The sequence below is a fragment of the Micromonospora sp. WMMA1947 genome (assembly GCF_027497355.1).
Taxonomy (GTDB): Bacteria; Actinomycetota; Actinomycetes; order Mycobacteriales; family Micromonosporaceae; genus Micromonospora.
This window is the reverse complement of sequence record NZ_CP114909.1, coordinates 5,475,895-5,497,644: the sequence shown is the minus strand read 5'-3', so window position 1 is coordinate 5,497,644 and position 21,750 is coordinate 5,475,895. Positions and strand designations below refer to the sequence as shown.

The following is a 21,750-nucleotide window of genomic DNA, read 5'->3' as shown; positions in this document are numbered from 1 at the left end:
CATGGCCGAATCCCGATTCCTGGTCGTGCGCAACGACGAGGAGCAGTACTCGATCTGGTCGGCCGACCGGGACCTGCCCGCCGGCTGGCACGACACCGGCTTCGCCGGCACCCGCGAGGAGTGCCTGGCCCACGTCGACGAGGTCTGGACCGACATGCGTCCCCGCTCGGTGCGCGAGGCCCTCTCATGAGCACGGGTCAGGAGTGGACCTTCCCGGCCTCCTACGCCCAGGAGCGGGTGTGGATGGCCAACCAGCTCGACGCCGGGTCGCCGGTGTTCAACGTGTCCCTCCCGTGGCTGTTCCCGGCCGGCGTGGACGCCGACACGGCCAGTGACGTGGTCAACCGGGTGATCGCCCGGCACGAGGCGCTGCGTACCCACCTGCGGACCGACGACGGCGCACTGGTGCAGGTCGTGCGCGCCCACGAGCCGGTGCCGCTGCCCGTCACCGACATCACCCACCTGCCGGCCGGGGAGCAGCGGGCGGAGTTCGAGCGCATCCGCGGCGAGATGGCGCGCCTGCCGATCCCGCTGGACGCGGCGCCGCTGTGGCGGGCCCGGCTGGTCCGCATGGACGAAGGGCTGGCGCTGGCGTTCGTGGTGCACCACGCCGTCTTCGACAGCCACTCGGCCGTGCTGTTCCACGCCGAGCTGGTCGCGTTCCGCGAGGCCGCGCGCACCGGCGCCGAGCCCGCCCTGCCCGAGCTGCCCATCCAGTACGCCGACTTCGCGGTCTGGCAGCGCCAGCAGCTCACCGGCGAGGAACTGGACCGGCAGCTCGCGTTCTGGACCGGTCACCTGGCCGGCGCGCCGCCGGTCACCGGCCTGCCGCTGGACCGGCCCCGCCCGGCCCAGCTCGGCTTCGCCGGTGACGAGGTGCACTTCACGCTGCCCGACGGGCTGCTGGACCGCGTCGGCGCGCTGGCCACCGGCGCGCAGGCCACCCCGTACATGGTGCTGCTCGCCGGTTTCGCGGCGCTGCTGTCGCGGATCTCCGGCGAGGCCGACGTGGTGGTCGGCGTCTCCACCGCGGGCCGGGACAACCCGGAGCTGACGCCGCTGATCGGCATGTTCGTCAACCCGGTGGCGCTGCGTTGCGACGTCTCCGGCGACCCGACGTTCGCGGCGCTGCTCGGCCGGGTCCGCAACGGCCTGATCGACGCGATGGAGCACGGGCAGACGCCGTTCCAGAAAATCGTCGAGGCGGTCGACCCGCAGCGTGACCCGTCGGTGCAGCCGATCTTCCAGACCGCCCTGAACTGGATCCCGGACTCCGGGCTCGACCCGGTGGAGCTGGGCACCACGAAGGACGACCTGGCCTTCGACATCACCACCGGCGACTGCCGCCTGGCCTACCGCACCGATCTGTTCGACAGGGCCACGGCCGAGACGGTGGTCCGCCGCTACGTGCGGCTGCTCGCCGCCGCGGTCGCCGAGCCGGAGCGGACGGTCGGCGCGCTGCCGCTGCTCACCGACACCGAACGGGAGCAGGTGCTCGGCACCTGGAACGACACCGCCCGCGACGTGCCGGTGACCACAGTGGTCGACGAGGTGCAGCGGCAGGCCGCCGCCACCCCGGACGCGGCGGCGCTGGTGTGCGACGGCGTGACGCTGGGCTACGGCGAGCTGAACACCGCCGCGAACCGGCTCGCCCGGCTGCTGGTGGCCCGTGGCGCCGGCCCGGAGACCCGGGTCGCGCTGGCCCTGCCCCGCTCCTGCGACCTCGTCGTGGCGATGCTGGCGGTGCTCAAGGCCGGCGCCGCGTACGTGCCGGTGGACACCGCGTACCCGGCGGGCCGGATCGCGTACCTGCTGGCCGACGCCGCGCCCGCGCTGGTGGTGACCAGCCCGGAGACCGCCGCCCTGGTGCCCGGTGACGCGCTGGTGCTCGACGGCGAGGTCGGCTCGGACCAGTCCGGCGACGACCTCACCGACGCAGACCGGGTCGCGCCGCTGCGCCCCGAGCACCCGGCGTACGTGCTCTACACCTCCGGCTCCACCGGCCGACCGAAGGGCGTGGTGGTCGAGCACCGGGCGGTGACCGCGTACCTGGCCTGGGCCCGGGCCACCTACCCGGGGCTTTCCGGGGTGGCGCTGCTGCACTCGCCGGTGTCGTTCGACCTCACCGTCACCGGCCTGCTCGGCACGCTCACCGCCGGCGGCACGGTCCGGCTCGCCGCGATCGACGAGCCGGCCGCCCGCGCCGGTGGCCGGCCGGCCTTCCTCAAGGTCACGCCGAGCCACCTGCCGCTGCTCGACGGCGAGCTGTCGCCGACGGCCGACCTGGTGATCGGCGGCGAGGCGCTGACCGGGGAGCAGCTCGCCGCCTGGCGGGCCGCGCACCCCGACGTGGCCGTCGTCAACGAGTACGGCCCGACGGAGGCCACGGTGGGCTGCGTCGCGGCTCGGATCGCCCCCGGTGAGCCGGTCCCGGCCGGCCCGGTGCCGATCGGCACGCCCACCTGGAACACCCGGGCGCTGCTGCTCGACGCCGCCCTGCGGCCGGTGCCCCCGGGCGTGGTGGGGGAGCTGTACGTCACCGGCACCCAGCTGGCGCGCGGCTACCACGACCGGCCCGGCCTGACCGCCGAGCGGTTCCTGCCCTGCCCGTACGGCCCGCCCGGCGCCCGGATGTACGCCACCGGCGACCTGGCCCGCTGGCGTGCCGACGGCACGCTGGACTACCTGGGCCGCCGCGACGACCAGGTCAAGGTGCGCGGCATGCGCATCGAGCTGGGCGAGGTCGAGGCCGCGCTGCTGGCCCACCCGGACGTGCGCGCCGCCGCCGCGGCGGTCCGCACCGACGGCGGCGAGCCGATGCTCGTCGGCTACCTGGTGGGCCCGGCCCACGAGGACTCGGTCCGCGCCGAACTGGCCCGTGAGCTGCCCGCGCACCTGCTGCCGGCCGCCCTGGTGCGGCTGGACGCGCTGCCGCTGACGCCGAACGGCAAGCTGGACCGCACCGCGCTGCCCGCCCCGGCGACGACCGAGGCGGCGCAGGACAGCTACGTCGCCCCCCGCACCGACGCCGAGGGTCTGGTCGCCGAGGTGTACGCCGAGATCCTCCAGGTGGAGAAGGTCGGCGCCCACGACGACTTCTTCGCCCTCGGCGGCAACTCGCTGCGCGGCATGCGGGCGATGGCCCGGATCCGCTCCGAGGTCGACGTCGACCTGCCCATGCGGGCGCTGTTCAGCAGCCCCGTGGTGGCGGACCTGGCCGCCCAGATCGAACAGCGGATCGCCGCCGAACTCGACGGGCTCTCCGACACCGAGGTCGCCGCGCTGCTCGCGGCGGAAGAGGGAACCAACTGATGACGGACCTGAAGGATCCGGCCCGCGAGGCGGCCCGGCAGGCGCTGATCGCCAAACGGCTACGCGCCCGCCAGACCGCCCCCGCGGCCCGGATCACCCCCCGCCCGTCCGGCGCCGAGGTGCCGCTGTCCTACGCCCAGGAGCGGGTCTGGTTCATGGACCAGCTCGCCCCGGGCGAGGCGGCCTACCACATCGCGGTGCCGCTGCGGGTACGCGGACCACTCGACGTGGACGCGCTGCGCGCCGCGCTGACCGCCCTCGCGGACCGGCACGAGTCGCAGCGCACCCGCTTCCCGGCCGACGCCGACGGCCGCCCCACAGTGGTCATCGCCGACGCCGTGGACGTGCCGCTGACGGTGGTGGACGCGCCCGACGAGGCCGCCGCGCAGGCGCTCGTCGACGCGGCGGCGGCCGAGCCGTTCGACCTGGCGAACGGGCCGCTGCTGCGGGCGCTGCTGATCCGGCTCGCCGCCGACGACCACGTGCTGTTCCTCGCCCAGCACCACATCGTCGGCGACGGCTGGTCGGTGGACGTGCTGCTGCGCGACCTGATCACGCTCTACCGGGGCGGCGAGCCGCCCGCGCTGCCGATCCAGTACGGCGACTTCGCCGTCTGGGAGGCCCAGGAGCTGGACGCGCCGCAGGCCCGCGCGCACGTCGACTACTGGAAGCAGCGGCTGGCCGGCATCACGCCGCTGGAACTGCCGCTGGACCGGCCCCGCCCGGCCACCCAGACCTACCGCGGTGACTTCGTCGAGTTCCAGCTCGACCCGGCCGCCACCGAGGCGCTCAACACGCTCACCCGCGACAGCGGCGGCACGCTGTTCATGACGCTGCTCGCCGCGTACCAGGTGCTGCTGGCCCGGCACGCCGGCCAGGACGACTTCGCCATCGGCGCGTCGGTGGCCGGCCGGTCCGCGCCGGAGCTGGAGAACGTCGTCGGCATGTTCATCAACATGCTGCCGCTGCGCGCCGACCTGGCCGGCGACCCGACGTTCGCCGAGCTGCTGGAGCGCACCCGCCGTACGGTGCTCGACGGTTTCGAGCACGGCGAGGTGCCGTTCGCCAAGGTGGTCCACGAGCTGGGCCTGCCGCGCGACGTCAGCCGCTCCCCGGTGTTCCAGACCATGTTCGTGCTGCAGAACTACGAGATGGGCCGCTTCCGCGGCGTGTCCCGCACCGACGAGGTCACGTTCTCCTGGACCCCGATGGAGTTGCAGGCCACCCGGTTCGACTTCGAGCTGCACGCGGTGGAGACCGTCGACGGGCTCTGGGGCAAGCTGGTCTTCAACACCGACCTGTTCGACCGGGCCACGGTGCAGCGGATGGCGCAGCGGTGGACCACGCTGCTGGACGCCGTCGTCGCCGCGCCGGACACCCCGGTGTCCCGGCTGCCGCTGCTGCCCGCCGCCGAGCGGGATCTGCTGGCCGCCTGGAACGACACCACAGCGGACTTCCCGCGCGAGCAGACGCTGCACGGCCCGATCGAGGAGCGCGCCGCCGTCACCCCGGACGCGGTGGCGGTCACCATCGACGGGCACAGCCGCACGTACGCCGAGCTGAACGCGCAGGCCAACCGCATCGCGCACCGGCTGCGCGCGGCGGGCGTCGGCCCGGAGACCCTGGTCGGGGTGTGCGCGGAACGGTCGGTGGAACTGGTCGCCGGCCTGCTCGGCGTGCTCAAGGCCGGCGGCGCGTACCTGCCGCTGGACCCGGAGTACCCGGCCGACCGGCTCGCGTTCATGGTCGGCGACGCGGACGCGCCGGTGGTGCTGGTCCAGTCGCACCTGCGTGACGTGCTGCCCGACACCGGCGCCACGGTGCTCGAACTGGACGACGCCACCGTGTGGAGCGGTCAGCCCGAGACCGACCCCACGCCGGCCTCCGGGCCGGAGAACCTGGCGTACGTCATCTACACCTCCGGGTCCACCGGCCGCCCGAAGGGCGTACCGAACACGCACCGGGGCATCGTCAACCGGCTCGACTGGATGCAGAAGACGTACGGCCTCGGCGCCGACGACGCGGTGCTCCAGAAGACCCCGGCGAGCTTCGACGTGTCGGTGTGGGAGTTCTTCTGGCCGCTGCGCACCGGCGCCCGCCTCGTGCTGGCCGAGCCCGGCGGCCACAAGGACGCCGGCTACCTGCGCGACCTGCTGGTGTCCGAGCGGATCACCACCGCCCACTTCGTACCGTCGATGCTCACCGTCTTCCTCGCCGAGGACGGCGTGGAGGCGGCCACCGCGCTGCGCCGGGTGATCTGCTCCGGCGAGGAGCTGCCGCCGGCCTCGGCGGCCGACTTCACCTCCCGGCTGCCGTGGTGCGGCCTGCACAACCTGTACGGCCCGACCGAGGCGGCCATCGACGTGACCGCCTGGGCGTGCGAGCCGGACCGGCTCGCGCAGGTGACCAGCGTGCCGATCGGCGCGCCGATCGCCAACCTGCGGCTGCACGTGCTCGACCCGTCCGGCGCGCAGTGCCCGGTCGGGGTGGCCGGCGAGCTGCACATCGGCGGTGTCGGGCTGGCCCGCGGCTACCACCGCCGGCCGGCGCTGACCGCGGAGAAGTTCGTCCCCGACCCGTTCTCCGCCGAGCCGGGCGCCCGCCTCTACCGCACCGGCGACCTGGCCCGCTGGGTCGTCGGCCCGGACGGCGCCGGGGTGATCGAGTTCCTGGGCCGCATCGACCACCAGGTCAAGCTGCGCGGCCTGCGCATCGAGCTGGGCGAGATCGAGAGCGCGCTGCGCGACCAGCCGGGCGTCACCGAGGCGACGGTGATCGTCCGCGAGGACAGCCCGGGCGACAAGCGGCTCACCGCGTACCTGGTGGGGGAGGCCGAGCACGCCGCGCTGAAGACGGCGCTGAAGGACACGCTGCCGGAGTACATGGTGCCGGCCGCGTTCGTCACGCTCGACGCGCTGCCGCTGACCCCGAACGGCAAGCTGGACCGCAAGGCACTACCAGCGCCGGTGGTCACCCGCGAGGCGTCGGTGGAACTGGTCGAGCCGCGCGACGACACCGAGCGGGCGCTCGCCGCGATCTGGTCCGAGGTGCTCGGCGTGGACACGCTCGGCATCGACGACGACTTCTTCGACCTGGGCGGGCACTCCATGCTCGCCACCCAGGTCGTCGCCAGGATCCGCAAGGCGGAGCTGGGCGGCCGGGCGGTCGGCGTGATGGACCTGTTCCAGCAGCGCACCATCCGCGACCTCGCCGCGTTCATCTCCGGCGACGCCGCGCAGGAGGGGCCGCGCCGGCTGCTCTACGAGCTGACCAAGCCGATCCCGGCGGGCAAGCGGGTGCTGACGTACGTCTGCGTTCCGTACGGCGGCGGCAGCGCCATCGTCTACCAGCCGCTGGCCGACGCGCTGCCGGCCGGGTACGGGCTGTGGTCGCTGGCGATCCCCGGCCACGACGTGGGACTCAGTGAGGACGCGCTGCCGTTCGACGAGCTGACCAGCCGCGTCGCCGACGAGATCCTGGAACGGGTCGAGGGGCCGATCGCCCTGTACGGCCACTGCGGCGTCGGCAGCGCCATCCTCGCCGACGTGGCCCGCAAGGTCGAGGCGGCCGGCCGGGACCTGGAGGCCGTCTACATCGGCGCCATGTTCCCGTTCGCCCGCCCGAAGGGCGTGATCGCGGCGCTGCGCGACCGCCTCGAGCGGCTCAGCAGCAACAGGCACTCCGCGAGCTGGCTCAAGTCGATGGGTGTGGACACCGACGAGCTGGAACCGGAGCAGGCCGACCGGATCATCAGCAACATGCGGGCCGACTCCCGCGCCTCGGAGGAGTACTTCACCCGGCTGCTGGACCAGCAGGCGGCGAAGCTGCGCGCGCCGATCATCTCGGTGGTCGGCTCCGAGGACCCGGTGACCGACTACTACCGCGAGCGGTACGCCGAGTGGCAGTTCCTCAGCGACACGCTCGGCCTCGTGGTGCTCGACCAGGCCGGGCACTTCTTCCTCAAGTACCGGGCCGAGGAACTGGCCGAGATCGTCACCCGGGTGCACCCGGCGGTGGTCGCCGGTGACGTCAGCGCGCTGACGCCGGAGACCCGCGGTGAGGATGCCGCCTGGGTGGTGGCAGACACGCTGCGCGTGGGGGAGGACCGCAAGCCCACCAAGACGGTCAAGCCGAGCATGGGCCGGTTCATGGCCATCACGACCGGTCAGCTCATCTCCAGCACCGGTTCCGCGCTGACCGCGTTCGCGCTGCCGATCTGGCTGTTCAACCGCACCGGCTCGGTGGCGAACCTCGGCCTGCTCTGGGCGCTCGCGCTGATCTGCGGCGTGCTCATGCTGCCGGTGGCCGGTGCCCTGGTCGACCGGGTCAGCCGGCGTCGCATCATGATGACGGCGAGCTGCTTCGCGGGTTCCGTCCAGCTGGTGCTGGCCACGCTGTTGTGGACCGACAACCTGGTGCTCTGGCACATCTACATGCTGGTGGCGCTCAGTTCGGTGGCCGGTTCGTTCCAGCGGATCGCGTTCCAGTCGGCGGTGCCGCAGCTGGTGCCCAAGCGCTACCTCGGGCACGCCATGGGCATCACCCAGCTGTCCACCGGTGTGGCCACTCTGCTCATGCCGGCGTTCGCGGCCGGTCTGCTCGCCACCATCGAGCTGAAGGGCATCCTGCTGGTCGACGTGGCCAGCTACGTGTTCGCGGTGCTCACCCTCGCCGTGGTCCGATTCCCGGACGCGCTGGGCTGGCGGCCCCGGGAACGGCTGCTGGTGGCCATCGCCAACGGGATGCGCTACTCGTGGCGGCACCGCGGGTTCCGGCTGATGCTCGGCTACTTCGCGCTGGGCAACATCTTCCTGGCGCCCGCGCTGGTGCTCATCACGCCGCTGGTGCTGTCGTTCGGCAGCCCGACCCAGGTGGCGCAGGTCGCGCTGGCCGAGGCGGTCGGCGCGGTGCTCGGCGGCGTCCTCATGTCGCTGTGGGGCGGTCCGCGTAAGCGCCGGATGATCGGCGTGCTGATCGGCAACATGGGCACCGCCATCGGCTGCGTGCTGATCGGGCTGGACGCGTCGGTGGCGATGATCTGCGTCGGCTTCTGCTGGCTGGCCATGTCGATGACCACCGCGCAGTCGATCTACGCGACGATCGTCCAGGTGAAGGTGCCGCAGCGCTTCCACGGCCGGGTGTTCAGCCTCAACCAGACCATCTCCTGGTCGACGCTGCCGATCGGGTTCGCGCTGCTCGCGCCGGGCGCCACCGCGCTGTTCGAGCCGATGCTCGCCCCGGGCGGGGCACTGGCCGGTTCGGTGGGCGCGGTGATCGGCACCGGCCCGGGCCGGGGCATCGGCTTCGCGTACATCTGCTTCGGCGTGGCGCTGATCCTCATCACGCTCGGCGGTTTCTCGATCCGGCTGTTGCGCCGCTTCGACATCGAGGTCGAGGACTCCCTGCCGGACGATCTGATCGGCGCCCAGGAGCGCGAGAAGCGCCTGGCCGCCAAGGCCGAGAAGAAGGAGCTGGTCTCGGTCTGACCCCGTCGCCCATCCGGCTGATCAAGGAGTTCGTGTCCTTTCCGGGCCCTCCGGCAGGCACGAACTCCTTGATCACCGGGGCTAGCATCGGTGCGATGAGCGAGGACGTCACCGACGGGTTGCTGCGGGAGGCGGCCCGCCTCGATCCGTGCGCGGCGGTGGTCGAGGCCGGTGAGCAGGACGTCGACGGGCTCACCGACTACAGCCCGGACGGTCACCAGGCCCGCGCCGATCTTGCCGCCCGCGCCCTGCGCCGGATCGAGGCGCTCCCCATCACCCCGCTGCACGCTCACCTCACCGAACGGCTGCGCGCCCGGATCGCCTTCCACGACGCCGGGGAGGACCTGCGGGAACTGCACGTCGCGGCCACCGGCCCGCTCCAGCTCATCCGCCAGTGCGTCGAGTCCGCAGTGCCGGGCCGCGACGCCGGGGGCGCGGCCTCCGAGGACGGCTGGGCCCGCGTCGGCGCCCGCCAGGCCGCGATCCCGGCCGCACTCGACGGGTACGCCCGGAGCCTGCTGCTCGCCGCCGAACGCGGTCACCTGCCCACGCGACGCCAGGTGGACCTGGTGACGCAGCGCTGCCGCACCTGGATCGACGAGGACACGGCGCTCGTGCAGCGCTACGGCGACGGCCCGCAGCGCGCGTCGTTGCAGGCGGTGGCGCGGGACGCGCGGGAGGCGTACCGGAGGTTCGCCACGACGCTCACCGCGGACCTCGCGCCGCTCGCGCGCGACGACGAGGCGTTCGGCCCGGCACGGTACGCGCTCTGGGTGCGGACCTTCCTCGGCACGGAACCAGACCTGCGCGAGCTGTACGAGTGGGGCTGGGACGAGTTCACCACGATCGAGGCGGAACTCGTCGCCGAGGCGAAGGCCCTGGGCGGCACGGTGCCCGAGGTGCTTCAACGGCTCGACCGCCCCGACGCGCCAGGTGTGCTGGGCAGCCGGGACGAATTCGCCGCCTGGCTCCAGGAGCTGCTGGAGGCCACCACCGAGCGGATGCACGGTACGCACTTCGACATCCCCGCGCCGCTGCGGCGCATCGAGTCACGGGTCACCACGTCGGGCGGCACCGCCTACATCGCGCCGTCGCGGGACCTGACCCGGCCGGGCCGGGTCTCCTGGCTGCTGCCCGAGGGACAGGAGCGCTTCCCGACCTGGTGGGCGTACAGCACCGCGTACCACGAGGGCGTTCCCGGCCACCATCTGCATCTCGGCGCGGAGGCGTGCCGGGGTGGCCCCGGGCAGCGGCTGAACCTGCTCGGCGGGCTCTCCGGCGCCCAGGAGGGCTGGGCCCTGTACGCCGAGGGGCTGATGGACGAACTCGGACTCTACGAGCAGCCGGGCGCCCGGCTGGGCCACCTGTTCATGCAGTTGCTGCGGGCGGCCCGGGTGGTGCTCGACATCGGCCTGCACCTACGGCTGCCGATGCCCGGCGGCAGCACGCCGTGGACGCCGCAGGCCGCGCTGGACCTGCTGCGCGACCGCTGCCACCAGGGCCCGTACGCGCCACTGGAAGTCGCCCGGTACCTGGGCCGGCCCGGGCAGGCGCTCACCTACAAGGTAGGGGAGCGGGTGTGGCGCGACGGCCGCGCGGCGTTCCCCGGCGACCGGCGCGCGTTCCACAACCGGGCGCTGGAACTCGGCTCGCTGGGACTGGACCAGCTCACCAGCGCGCTCGCCGCCTACCCGGCCTCGTCGGCGGGCAACTCCTCCGGATCGGCCACCCAGGCGGAGTAGACAGGCAGCGCGTGCCACGGCCCACCGGCCGGGTCGGTGGTCACCGCGACCACCGCGTACGGGTGACCGAAGCGCAGCTCCGCGACGCGGGCGACCCGCTCCGGCGGCGCGCTGGTCACCGTGAAGAACCCGGTCACCGCGGCCGCCTCGAAGCCGTGGCGGCCGAACCGGGCCACCGCGGACTGCGCGGCGTCGAACCCCGGCCCGGTCATGCCCAGCAGCTCGCCGAGTGCCCGCGCCGCCGCGTCGAAGCCGAACCCGGGCGCGGTCAGGTCGTGCCGGCTGCGCGCCGACCAGCAGGGCAGCACCGCGGTGGCGCGTTCCACCCGGGGGTTCGCCTCGAACGTCAGGATCGGCTCCTCCCGCACCGTCCACAGCGGTGTCTCGCCCAGCGGAAGGTCGTACAGCGACCGGCGGCCCGGCATGGAGTCCGGCAGGAGCGCGGCGGCGCTCGCCAGCTCCTGCGCGGCGGCCAGCACGTCGGCGGCCGGTACCTCGGGCGCGGCGGCCACCGACACCACGAGCATGCCGGCGCCGTCGTCGCCGGCCGGCACCGCGTGCACCGCCACGTCCCCGGCCCGGTCGGTGGCCGCCACCCAGCAGCGGTGCCCGGACGGCGGCGTCCGCAGCACCCGGCTCAGCCGGCCCGACCAGGCGCTGCCCGCGCCCAGTTCGGTGGCCGGGGCGGTGTCGAACGGGTCGGCCCACGACACCCGGGTCGCGAGCGCGTTGGCCAGGACCAGCAGCGTGTCCGGGGCGAGGTCGACCGGGAAGCGGTCGATCAGCCCGCCGGTACGCTCCCGGGCCCAGGCGTCGAGTGCCGCCTGGTCGGGCAGCGGGCCTTTTTCGGTGGCGTCCGGCAGGGTGGCCCGCCACGCGGCCAGCTCCGGAGCCGGGGTGCGTTCCCACAGCGCGGTGGCGGCGGCGACCATCGGGTGCGGCGCGGCGAGCAACGCCCGGGCCTCGGCGGCGGCGTCGTCCGGATCGGCACCCAGTGCCTCGGCCAGCGCCGCGCGGGCGTCGCCGGTGGCGGCCGGGCCGGTCAGCGCCAGCAGCAGCCAGGCGCCCAGCGGGGAGGCGACGTGGTGGGTGTCGCCGGCGGCGCGGTGCAGCCGCTCGGCGTAACGGGCCAGTGGTGCGCGCAGGGGAGTCACCGCTCCACTCTGCCCGCTCGCGCGCCGCGTGGCACGCCCGCGCTCAGGACCACAGCTCGAACGGCTCGTCGATCTCCTCACCGGCCAGGAAAGCGGGCAGCAGTTCGGGCAGCCGCCCGGGGTAGCAGCGCGGCCGCTCGGTGAGCACCTCGGCCAGCGGCCACCAGCGGAACCCGAAGTAGTCCTCCACCTCGTAGTCCAGCCGCAGCGCCTCGTCCACGTCCAGCCCGGGGCCGGGCAGCCGTACCGCCACGATCACCTCGTCCTGGAGGTGGCGGCGTTGCCGGTGCCGGAAGCTGGCCCGCCGTCGCCACGTCGGCGCGCCCACCTCGCCCGGGCCGATGGCAATGCCGGTTTCCTCGCGCAGTTCGCGGACGGCCGCCTCCCGGTACGTCTCGCCCGGGTCCAGCCCGCCGCCGGGTAGCTCCCACCACACGCCGAGGTCCGGGTGATCCGGGTCGCGGGTGTGGAACAGCAGCAGGCGGTCGGTGGTGTCGAGCACCACCAGCCGCACCGCGCTGCGCTCGAACAGCGGCAGATCGTCGGGTAGCTGCACGCCCCCAGCGTAAGGAAGGGCCCCCTGTTAACGCCTCCGGTAGTAGAAGGGCCCCTTATTAACAGCGCGCCTCGCGGCGCCCCGCCCCGCGGCGCCCGCCCCGCATCGTGCGGTGCCGGGGTTGCTCAGGCGGCGTCGACGATCCGGGCCACCTCGGCCAGCAGCGGGTACGGCCGCTCCACCGGCAGCAGCGCCGTCGCCCCGGCCTCGTCGCCGTCGGTGAGCCGGCCGTGCACCGACCGGGCCAGCCCGGTGACGTCGGTGAGCCCCACCGTCCACTCGTCGACGTATCGGCGTACCGCGTCGCCGGTCAGCCCGACCTGCAGCGAGCGGTACGACAGGGGCGCCAGCCGCAGCGAGCGTTCCGGATCCCACTGCACCCGCACCGGGCTGACCCGCAGGCGCTGCCGCCACGCCTCCCGGTCCGGGTGCAGGCGCGGGTCGTAGCTGCTGAGGCAGGCGTGCCGCAGGGCACACTCGAAGCCGGCCCGGCTGATGTCGACCGCCAGCACCCGTTCCTGGCCCGGCTTGAGGGCCCAGCCGCAGCGGTACATCATCCAGCGGAACGACGGCTTGATCCAAGTCATCCGCTCCCGCTTGAACGGCGGCACGAACCGGCCTGCGCGCAGTGCCGCGTCGGCGATCTCCGGCGGGTACGCCTGGTAGACGGTGACCGACGTGTCGGTGAACGTGGCGCGGATCTGGTGGCGGGGCACTGTCACCGGGGCATGATGGCACCGCGTACCCGCACCGGCGACCCGATTCCATCGGCCGCGTACCCCGGCCGATAGGCTGCCCGCCGTGGCAGGTCTGTTGAAGAACGTGGCGTCGCGGCTCGGCCGGATCACCCGGGGCGTGCCCGCCCCCGCCCGCCCCGGCGGGCCGATCCCGGCCCAGGTCGCGCGCCGCCGCCAGGTCAGCGCGTTGCAGCGCCGCGAGCTGTCGTACGCGCCGGAGCCGGACGGCCAGGCCGACCCGGGCGAGATCGTCTGGACGTGGGTGCCGTACGAGGACGACCCGCGCCAGGGCAAGGACCGCCCGGTGCTGGTGGTGGGCCGGAACAGCCGCACGTTGTTCGGGCTGATGCTGTCCAGTCAGAGTGACCGGGACGGCCAGCGGCACTGGCTGGCGCTCGGCCCGGGGGAGTGGGACCGGGACAATCGGCCGAGCTGGGTACGCCTGGACCGGGTGCTCACCATGCGCGAGGACAGCATTCGCCGCGAGGGCGCGGTGCTGGACCGGCCCCGGTTCGACCGGGTCGGGCAGGCGTTGCGCGCCGGCTACGGCTGGCGCTGACCCACCGAAGGGCGGAGCGCGGTCAGCACTCCGCGACGAGCTGGCGCGCCGGGCGGGCGGCGCCGAGCGTCTTCGCCTCGTACATGGCCGCGTCGGCGCGGCAGAGCGCGTCGGTGAGCTGGGTGGGGCAGTGCACCGGCGCGAGCCCGACCGAGGCGGTGACCTGGATGCTGCGCGCCCCGAGGGGGATCGGCGCGGCGAGCGCCTCGCAGAGCCGCCGGGTGGCGTGCTCGATCCACCGGCGGTCCGGCGTCGGGCTGGCGAGCAGGCCGGCGAACTCGTCGCCGCCGAGCCGGGCGACCAGGTTGGGCCCGGCGAACGCGGCCAGGCGCTGCGCCACGCAGACCAGCACCTGGTCTCCGGCGGCGTGCCCGTAGCGGTCGTTGACCTGCTTGAAGTTGTCCAGGTCGAGCACGACGGCGACGAGCGGCTGGCCGGCGGGGTCGGTGAGCAGGGCGGCGGCGAGCCGGAAGAACGCGCGGCGGTTCGGCAGCCCGGTGAGCGGGTCGTGGCTGGCGGCGTGCCGCTCGGCGGCCAGTTCGGCCTGGAGCAGGTCGATCTCGGCTTCGGCGCGCAGCGCGCGGCGGCGTAACTGCCAGGCCGAGACGATCGCGCCCGCCGCGGAGATGCCGGAGGCGATGGTCATCGGATCCGCCAACGCGTCCTCCTCACCGCAGTCCCGAAGCCGCGCGGAGCGGCGTCCCCGGGGCCGGGCTCGGGTCACCGTACGTGAACGAACCGGCACACCGTATTTCGGCTATCATGCTCTCTGTCCATTGCAGATGCAATAGCAGATGCACGTGCATCTCACTCCTCAGTCGACAGACGTCGCCACCCACCGCTCCTCCCCGCGGCCTCGGCTGGCTCATCCCGAAGGACGCCCATGCAGCAACCTCCGAACGGCGTGCCCGCGACCGAGTTGCCACCGATGCGCTGGCTCAAGAGCAGCCGCAGCAACCCCAGCGGCAACTGCGTCGAACTGGCCGAGCTGCCCGGCGGTGGCGGCATCGCGGTCCGCAACTCCCGGCACCCGGAGGGCCCGGCGCTCATCTACACAGTGGACGAGATCGCTGCCTTCGTGCTCGGCGCCCGGGACGGCGACTTCGACCACCTGATTCCGCCGTCCCGTACACGGGACTGAAACCGTCCGCCCGGAGGAGTTCACCTCACTGTCGGTTCATGGCATGCTTACTCGTCGGTCCGGGAGGGTGCCCGGCCGTGGCGGTCGGGATGCGAGGGCGGTCAGGTGGCGACGGTGCCCGTCGAGGGTGGTCCGACAAGCGGTCCGACAGTGCTGCGCATGCTGCTCGGCGGGCAGTTGCGCCGGCTGCGGGAGAGCGCCGGCGTCAGCCGTGAGACCGCCGGCTGGGAGATCCGCTCGTCGGAGTCGAAGATCAGCCGGATGGAGCTGGGCCGGGTCGGCTTCAAGGAGCGCGACGTGGCAGACCTGCTCACGCTCTACGGCGTCACCGCACCGCAGGACCGCGACGCGCTGCTCAAGCTGGCCCGCGACGCGAACAGCCCGGGCTGGTGGCACCGCTACGGCGACGTGCTCCCCGCCTGGTTCCAGTCGTACCTGGGCCTGGAGGCGGCGGCCGCGCTGATCCGCACGTACGAGGTGCAGTTCGTACCCGGCCTGTTGCAGACCGCCGCGTACGCCCGCGAGGTCATCCTGCTCGGCCACCGCGGCGCGTCGGCGGCGGAGCTGGACCGGCGGGTGGAGCTGCGGATGCAGCGCAAGGAGCTGCTGCGGCGCGCGAACCCGCCGCAGCTCTGGGCGGTGCTCGACGAGGCGGTGCTGCGCCGCCCGATCGGCGGCGCCGCCGTGATGCGCGAGCAGATGGACGCGCTGATCGAGGCGACCTCGGGCCCGCACGTGCGGTTGCAGATCGTGCCGTTCGCGGCCGGCGGGCACGCCGCGGCCAGCGGCGCGTTCAGCATCCTGCGCTTCGGCGACGCCGACCTGCCCGACATCGTCTACATCGAGCAGCTCACCAGCGCGATCTACCTGGACAAGCGCGACGACCTCGACTTCTACGCCGAGGCGATGGAACGGTTGTGCGTGGAGGCCGCGCCACCGGAGCGCACCCCGGAGATGCTGGCCCGGCTGCGCGACGAGTTGTACCCGGCCTGAACGGCGCGGAGGCGGGCAGTAGCATGGCCGCCGACCGGAGACAGTGGACGGCGGCACGCGAGTCGTGGAGGCGGCCTTGAGCAGCGACGCACCAGGTACGGCACCCGATTCCGGGCCGCTCGCCGGCCGGATCGACACCACAGTGGCGCACCCCGCCCGCCGGTACAACTACTGGCTCGGCGGCAAGGACAACTTCCAGGCCGACCGGGACTCCGGCGACGCGATGGCCGAGCGGTTCCCGACCATCCGGATCAGCGCGCTGGAGAACCGGCGGTTCCTGCGCCGTGCGGTGCGTCACCTGGCCGGCGAGGCGGGCATCCGGCAGTTCCTGGACATCGGCACCGGCATCCCCACCGCCGACAACACGCACGAGGTGGCGCAGGCGACCGACCCGCGCGCCCGGGTCGTCTACGTCGACAACGACCCGATCGTGCTGGCCCACGCCCGCGCGCTGCTCACCAGTTCCGCCGAGGGCGCCACCGCGTACCTCGACGCGGACCTGCGTGACCCGGAGCGCATTCTCGCCCACCCGGAGCTGCACCGCACGCTCGACCTGTCCCAGCCGGTGGCGTTGATGCTGCTGGCGGTGCTGCACTTCGTGCCCGACGGCGAGGACCCGTACGCGCTCGTCGGCCGCCTGCTGGACGCGCTGCCCGCCGGCAGCTACCTGGCCGCCTCGCACGCCACCCACGACTACCTGCCGGCCGAGGTGGCCGCCGAGGCGAAGGCGGCGGCTCGCGGCGGCGGCCCGCACGGCGTGATCAACCTGCGCAGCCGGGAGGAGATCGTGCGCTTCTTCGACGACCTGGAGCTGGTCGAACCGGGCGTCTGCTCGGTCGCCGAGTGGCGTGCCGACGGCGAGCCCGAGCCACGCCCGTCGGTGGTCGACGTCAGCATGTACGGCGGGGTCGCCCGCAAGCCCTGATCGGCGGGTGTGCGCCGGGCGGTTGACGGGCACGGGGACCGGACGGGCAGACTGGAGGCATCATGTCGCCGTTCACGCCCGCCCTGCGCCTGCACGACCGGTACGTCCTGCGGGAACGCATCGGTCTCGGCGGGATGTCCGAGGTGTGGCGCGCCGACGACGAGGTGCTGCACCGGCCCGTCGCGGTCAAGGCCCTCGCCGGGCAGCTCGCCGCCGACCCGCAACTGCGGGCGGTGATCCAGCGCGAGGCCCGCGCGGCGGCGCGGCTCACCCACCCGCACGTCACCCAGGTGTACGACTACGGCGAGGCGACGCTGGACAGCGGCGTCGTCGTCCCGTACCTGGTGATGGAGCTGGTGGAGGGTCAGACGCTGGCCGATCGGCTGGCCGGCGGGCCGCTGGCCTGGCCGGACGCGGTCCGCACGGCCGGGCAGGTCGCCGGTGCGCTGGCCGCGGCACACCGGATCGGCGTGGTGCACCGCGACATCAAGCCCGCCAACGTGATGCTCACCGAGACCGGCGCGAAGGTGCTCGACTTCGGCATCGCCGCGCCCGCCGGCCCGCACCCGGTCACCGGGCAGACCGGCGCGCTGCTGATGGGCACCCCCGCCTACTTCGCCCCGGAACGCCTCGACCCCGGCCCGGCGAACCCGGCCGGCGACGTGTACGCGCTCGGCGTCCTGCTGTACCGCAGCCTCACCGGCCGGGCGCCTCTGCCGGTGCACAGCTGGGACGACGTGCTCGACGTGCGGCGCAACCGCCCGCCGGTGCCGCCGCCGCGGGTGCCCGGCCTGCCGCCGGAGGTCGCCGATCTGGTCCTGGCCTGCCTGGACGTGGACCCGGCGCGGCGGCCCGCGGCGGCCCGGCTCGCCGACCGGCTCGGCGCGGGCCGTCCGGTGGACCCGCCGACCGCGATCCTGCCGACCGTGGCGCCGGTGGCGCACCCGCCCACCCTGGTCGAGCGGTCTCCGGCTGCCGCGTCCCGCCCGGTGGGGCGTCCCGTCGCGCCGTCGCGCCCGGCGGTCTCGTCGAACCGGCTGTTCGGCCTGCTGGTGGCCGGTGCGGTGGTGTTGCTGCTCGCGGTCGTCGGTTCGCTGCTGTGGAGCGACGGCTCCGGCACGCCACCGGCCGCCGCGCCGACTGCCGGTCCGTCGACCGGCGCAGCCGAGCCGCCCGCCCCGAAGCCCAGCAGCGCCGCGCCGACGTCGGCGGCACCCGAACCGGTGACGCTGCGTCAGCTCGGCGACCGGTTCGGTGAGCTGCTCGACCGGGCCGAGTCGATCGGGCTGATCGACCGCAAGACCGCCGACGACCTGCGCAAGAAGGCCGGCGAGCTGGACCGGGGCAAGCCGAAGGACCGGGACAAGCGGGTCGAGGACCTGCGCGAGAAGATCGAGGACGCCGCCGAGGACGACAAGATCGACCCGGTCACCGCCGCCGCGCTGCGCAAGCTGATCGACGGCTACGAGCGGCTGCGCGGCGGCGCCGACGAGGGCTGAGCCGCAGTCGGCGCGACAGCGCGGATCGTCTCTGTCACCAGGGCGGCCGCCTCGGGCAGCCGTTCCGGGTCGGGTGCGCGACCGGCAGCGCGGTGCCGGACCGCCTCCGCCAACTGGTCGAGCGGCCCGGACGCGGCGACGTACGCGGACAGCAACTCACCGGCCGCCGCCGCCAGCGGGTGATCCGGAGCCACTGCGACCTCCGCGAGGATCAGCGCGGTCGTCGTCCGGTCCAGTGCCGGCGGGCCCTCGGCGCTGTCGGTCCAGTCGATCACCACCGGACCGGCGGCGGTCAGCAGCACGTTGTACGGGTGCAGGTCGAGGTGCAGCAGGCGGACCGCCGGATCGGCCGACCGCAGGGCTGGGAGCGAGTGCAGGCGGGCGTGCAGGTCGGCCAGCGTGTGGGCGGCCGCGGGCGCGCTGACCGTGCCCGCCTGGAGTGCCTCCACAAGCGTCGGGCCTGTGACCCGGTCGAGCACCAGGTCGGCACCTTCGGCCTGGTGCACCCGGGGCACCGGGAATCCGGCGCGGTGCAGGTACCGCATCACCTCGGCCTCGGCCCGCACGTCGCCGCCGTCGCGGTAGCGGCGCAGCACCCGCCCGCCGGGCAGCAGCCACACGTCGGCGGTGCGACCGCTCGCGAGCGGGGTTGCCGATTCCGGGCCGGCGCCTTCCGACGGTGCCATTCCGCCCAGCGTAGGTGATCCGTCAGTGCAGGGTCGCGGTGACCACCGCGCCGACGTCCGCGCCGGCGCGGACCACCGGCTCACCCGCAGGTGACCAGATCCCCGAACCGCCCGCGGCGCGGGCGTACCCGCCTCCGGTAGAGCCGGCGAAACTCGCCGTCACCACCCACACGCCGTGCGCGGCGGCGACCCGGCGGGCGCGTTCCTCCGGCACCGCCGCGTCGTCGGCCGACTCCAGCACCCCGGCCAGGTAGGCGTCCGCGCCGAGCGCCACAGTCGCCGCCGCGTGCTCCGGCGTGCCGGTGTCCTTGCAGACCGCCAGGCCCAGCCGCCAGCCGTCCACATCGAGCACCGCCGGCTCCCGGCCCGGCCGCATGTGCCGCGGCTCCGCGCCACCCAGGCACATCTTCCGGTACGCCACCCGCACGCCCTCGGCGTCGACCGCGAGCACCCCGATGTGCGGTCCGGGCACCGGTGCGCCGGCCAGCGCCAGCGTCCCGGTCTCGGCGCACGCCGCGCGCAGCGGCGCGAGCCGGGGATCGTCCGGGTCCAGCGGCGCGGCGTCCAGTTCGTACCCGGTCAGCGACATCTCCGGGAAGACCACCACGCGGGCCGCGGCGGCGCGTACCGCGTCGGCGTGCCGGCCGGCGTTGCCCGCGACGTCGTGGGAGCGGGTCAGCGGCTGGGCGACGGCGATCCGCAACGGCGTACGCATGACGTACACGATAATGGTTTCCATGACGCGTGGTCGTCCGCGGCTTCGCCCCGTAACGTTGGTCGGATGATCGGAAACGCACAGCTGCTCGCCGTCCCCCGGGCGGGCACCGCGCGGGCCGCGGAACCGACCGGCGACGGAGTGGCGGGCTGGGTCACCGGCCTGATGGAACGGCTCGGTGGCCCGGGCGCCGGCCTCGCGGTGGCCCTGGAGAACCTGTTCCCGCCCATCCCCAGCGAGGTGATCCTGCCGCTGGCCGGCTTCACCGCGAGCCAGGGCAAGATGAGCCTGGCCGGTGCCATCTTCTGGACCACGCTCGGGTCGATCGTGGGGGCGCTGGCGCTCTACTACATCGGCGCGGCCCTCGGGCGGGACCGGATGCGCGCCCTGGCCGCGCGGCTGCCGCTGATCAAGCTGGAGGACGTGGACCGCACCGAGGCGTGGTTCCTGCGTCACGGCGTCAAGGCGGTGTTCTTCGGCCGGATGATTCCGATCTTCCGCAGTCTCATCTCCATCCCGGCCGGTGTGGAACGGATGCCGGTGCCGGTGTTCCTGCTCTACACCGCGCTGGGCAGCCTGATCTGGAACACCACCTTCGTGCTCGCCGGGTATTTCCTCGGCGAGCAGTGGCACGTGGTCGAGGCGTACGCGGGCACGTTCCAGAAGGTCGTCATCGTGGCCGTGGTGGCCGGTGCCTGCTGGTTCGTGGTCAGCCGGGTCCGCCGTTCCCGCCGCACCGCCGGTGACCTGCCGCCGCAGCCGGAGCCGCAGCTCGAGCCGGAGCCGGAGCCGCAGGCGACCCCGGGCACCGTCTACCGGGGCGGCTGGTACGGCCGGGCGGAGGACTGAGACACCTCAGCACGACGGGTAGAGCGGGCGGGTGCCGGCGCCGGCCGCCCGCGCGGCCCGGTCGCTGAACCGGCAGCCGAAGTCCGGCGCCGCCACCGCGCGCCGGTCGGTGACCGCGTCACCGGCCGGGCGCTTCCCGGTACGCACCCAGCGGGTCAGGTCGTCCCAGGCGGCGCCGGCCTCGGCCGGGCTGAACTCGCAGTGCTGCGCGGTACGCACCGCACGCTGCACCAGCAGCCGGGAGCGTCCGTGCCGGGCCACGTCCCGGGCGTAGGCCTGCTCCATGCCGAACGGCACGAAAAGGTCACCGAGCCCGTGCAGGCTGAGCACCGGCGCGGTGGGCCGCCCGGCGATCCGGGGCACCTCGGTCAGGCTTGGCGAGAGCCGCTGGCGCAGGTTCTCCGGCGCGACCCGCTGCACCGTCGCGTTGAGGTTCACCGGCTGGTTCGGCGCGTACCTGGTGAACAGGTTCGTGGCGAGCTGACCGGGCCGCCGGGCGGGGGAGCCGTCCGCCTCGCTGACCGCGATGCCGAACAGGAAGTCCTTCCACACCGCGAACGCGGCGTCGGCGCCCGGGCGCGGCCCGCCGGAGCGCTCCACGGTGACCGCGCGCAGCTGCTTGCCGAGCGCGTTCGTGGTGTCCGGGCCGCCCGGGGTCAGCCCGGCCAGGCCGAGCGTGACCTGGATCCGGGGCACCGCCGAGGTCAGGTAGTCGGGCGGCGTCGGGTACGCGCGCACCCCGGCCAGCGCCTGCGCCACCAGGTTGTAGTCCAGGAAGAAGTCGAACAGTTCCTGGTCGCCGAGCACCCCGCACATCGGCAGCGCACCGGCGTAGAAGCCCGGGTACTGCTCCAGCGACCGGCCGATGACGTGGCCGCCCATCGACACCCCGGCGATCAGCACCCGGTGCGGGCGCCGGACGGTACGGCTGAACAGGTCGGCCAGCGCCTTGGTGCTGCGCACGCCGGAGCGCACGTCGTAGCCGTTGCGGTCGTACGACGACGACGCCCACGCGTACCCCTGCGCCACCAGGCGCTGCCGCAGGTCGTAGGCGGGCGGCTCGGGCGACAGCTCGGTGCCCTGGCCGCGGTAGCCGTGCGCCCACATCACCAGCTCGCCGTTCCAGCGCTCGGGGATCTCGATGACGTACCCGGCGTTCGCGTGCACGCCCTGCCGCACGGTGGTGGCGGCACCGCCGACGACCAGTGGCGGCAGCGGCGGGTTGACGATGGTGTAGCCGGGCAGCGGGCCGCTGCCGTCGTCGCGGCCGGTGGCGGCGGCGGGGGCCGCGCCGGCGAGGCCGAGCGTCAACGCGAGGGCAGCGCCGACGGCGAGCAGCCGGCGGCGGACGGGTGAGGGCTGCATCGCTGCTCCCCGGGGGACGGTGCCACCCCGG

Annotated in this window: 17 protein-coding genes; 10 read left to right on the top strand and 7 right to left on the bottom strand. The window is 74.2% G+C overall.

The window, feature by feature from the left end:
* Position 1: 1 nt before the first annotated feature.
* The 4 genes from O7604_RS25895 (at position 2) to O7604_RS25880 (ending at position 10,540) form a co-directional block, all read left to right on the top strand.
* The gene (locus tag O7604_RS25895; RefSeq protein WP_269706600.1) at positions 2 to 190 is read left to right on the top strand and encodes an MbtH family protein; all 189 of its coding nucleotides are present in this window, start codon (positions 2 to 4) and stop codon (positions 188 to 190) included.
* Positions 187 to 3,312 carry an amino acid adenylation domain-containing protein gene (locus O7604_RS25890; RefSeq protein ID WP_269706599.1) on the top strand — a complete coding sequence of 1,042 codons (3,126 nt, stop codon included), beginning with the start codon at positions 187 to 189 and terminating at the stop codon, positions 3,310 to 3,312. The genes O7604_RS25895 and O7604_RS25890 overlap by 4 nt, the downstream gene beginning before the upstream one ends.
* The gene (locus tag O7604_RS25885; protein WP_281578065.1) at positions 3,312 to 8,798 is read left to right on the top strand and encodes a non-ribosomal peptide synthetase/MFS transporter; all 5,487 of its coding nucleotides are present in this window, start codon (positions 3,312 to 3,314) and stop codon (positions 8,796 to 8,798) included. The genes O7604_RS25890 and O7604_RS25885 overlap by 1 nt, the downstream gene beginning before the upstream one ends.
* A gap of 95 nt (positions 8,799 to 8,893) precedes the next feature.
* The gene (locus tag O7604_RS25880) at positions 8,894 to 10,540 is read left to right on the top strand and encodes a DUF885 domain-containing protein (RefSeq protein ID WP_281578064.1); all 1,647 of its coding nucleotides are present in this window, start codon (positions 8,894 to 8,896) and stop codon (positions 10,538 to 10,540) included.
* Here the strand turns inward: O7604_RS25880 and O7604_RS25875 are convergent.
* From O7604_RS25875 to O7604_RS25865, 3 genes are all read right to left on the bottom strand, one after another.
* Positions 10,486 to 11,694: a hypothetical protein gene (locus tag O7604_RS25875; protein ID WP_281578063.1), complete on the bottom strand. Its 1,209-nt coding sequence runs from the start codon at positions 11,692 to 11,694 to the stop codon at positions 10,486 to 10,488. The genes O7604_RS25880 and O7604_RS25875 overlap by 55 nt on opposite strands.
* A gap of 43 nt (positions 11,695 to 11,737) precedes the next feature.
* Positions 11,738 to 12,250: an NUDIX domain-containing protein gene (locus O7604_RS25870; protein ID WP_281578062.1), complete on the bottom strand. Its 513-nt coding sequence runs from the start codon at positions 12,248 to 12,250 to the stop codon at positions 11,738 to 11,740.
* Between the two features lie 125 nt (positions 12,251 to 12,375).
* Positions 12,376 to 12,972, bottom strand: coding sequence for a DUF4291 domain-containing protein (locus O7604_RS25865; protein WP_281578061.1), 597 nt, complete (start codon positions 12,970 to 12,972; stop codon positions 12,376 to 12,378).
* 79 nt (positions 12,973 to 13,051) lie between these two features.
* On the opposite strand from O7604_RS25865, the gene O7604_RS25860 reads away from it, so the two are divergent.
* Positions 13,052 to 13,546 (top strand): type II toxin-antitoxin system PemK/MazF family toxin, encoded by a 495-nt coding sequence (locus tag O7604_RS25860; RefSeq protein WP_281578060.1) that lies wholly within the window; start codon positions 13,052 to 13,054, stop codon positions 13,544 to 13,546.
* Between the two features lie 22 nt (positions 13,547 to 13,568).
* On the opposite strand, the gene O7604_RS25855 is transcribed toward O7604_RS25860, so the two are convergent.
* Complete coding sequence (locus tag O7604_RS25855; RefSeq protein ID WP_269706593.1) at positions 13,569 to 14,204, bottom strand: GGDEF domain-containing protein; 636 nt, start codon at positions 14,202 to 14,204, stop codon at positions 13,569 to 13,571.
* A 225-nt stretch (positions 14,205 to 14,429) separates the two neighbouring features.
* Between O7604_RS25855 and O7604_RS25850 the strand changes: the two genes are divergently transcribed.
* From O7604_RS25850 to O7604_RS25835, 4 genes are all read left to right on the top strand, one after another.
* Positions 14,430 to 14,687 carry a DUF397 domain-containing protein gene (locus O7604_RS25850; RefSeq protein WP_269706592.1) on the top strand — a complete coding sequence of 86 codons (258 nt, stop codon included), beginning with the start codon at positions 14,430 to 14,432 and terminating at the stop codon, positions 14,685 to 14,687.
* A 105-nt stretch (positions 14,688 to 14,792) separates the two neighbouring features.
* Positions 14,793 to 15,680, top strand: coding sequence for a helix-turn-helix transcriptional regulator (locus O7604_RS25845; protein WP_269706591.1), 888 nt, complete (start codon positions 14,793 to 14,795; stop codon positions 15,678 to 15,680).
* 76 nt (positions 15,681 to 15,756) lie between these two features.
* On the top strand, positions 15,757 to 16,605 hold the full coding sequence (locus O7604_RS25840; protein ID WP_269706590.1) for an SAM-dependent methyltransferase: 849 nt from the start codon (positions 15,757 to 15,759) through the stop codon (positions 16,603 to 16,605).
* A gap of 62 nt (positions 16,606 to 16,667) precedes the next feature.
* Positions 16,668 to 18,104 carry a serine/threonine-protein kinase gene (locus O7604_RS25835; protein ID WP_281578059.1) on the top strand — a complete coding sequence of 479 codons (1,437 nt, stop codon included), beginning with the start codon at positions 16,668 to 16,670 and terminating at the stop codon, positions 18,102 to 18,104.
* Here O7604_RS25835 and O7604_RS25830 read toward each other — a convergent pair.
* Complete coding sequence (locus tag O7604_RS25830) at positions 18,068 to 18,790, bottom strand: phosphotransferase (RefSeq protein ID WP_281578058.1); 723 nt, start codon at positions 18,788 to 18,790, stop codon at positions 18,068 to 18,070. The genes O7604_RS25835 and O7604_RS25830 overlap by 37 nt on opposite strands.
* 22 nt (positions 18,791 to 18,812) lie before the next feature.
* Positions 18,813 to 19,505 (bottom strand): carbon-nitrogen hydrolase family protein, encoded by a 693-nt coding sequence (locus O7604_RS25825; RefSeq protein ID WP_281578057.1) that lies wholly within the window; start codon positions 19,503 to 19,505, stop codon positions 18,813 to 18,815.
* Between the two features lie 66 nt (positions 19,506 to 19,571).
* Here O7604_RS25825 and O7604_RS25820 point away from each other — a divergent pair, with 66 nt between their 5' ends.
* The gene (locus O7604_RS25820) at positions 19,572 to 20,354 is read left to right on the top strand and encodes a DedA family protein (protein WP_281578056.1); all 783 of its coding nucleotides are present in this window, start codon (positions 19,572 to 19,574) and stop codon (positions 20,352 to 20,354) included.
* 6 nt (positions 20,355 to 20,360) lie between these two features.
* Here O7604_RS25820 and O7604_RS25815 read toward each other — a convergent pair whose 3' ends face one another.
* A complete protein-coding gene (locus tag O7604_RS25815; RefSeq protein WP_281578055.1) occupies positions 20,361 to 21,719 on the bottom strand; it encodes a hypothetical protein in 1,359 nt (452 codons plus the stop codon).
* Between the last annotated feature and the right edge of the window lie 31 nt (positions 21,720 to 21,750).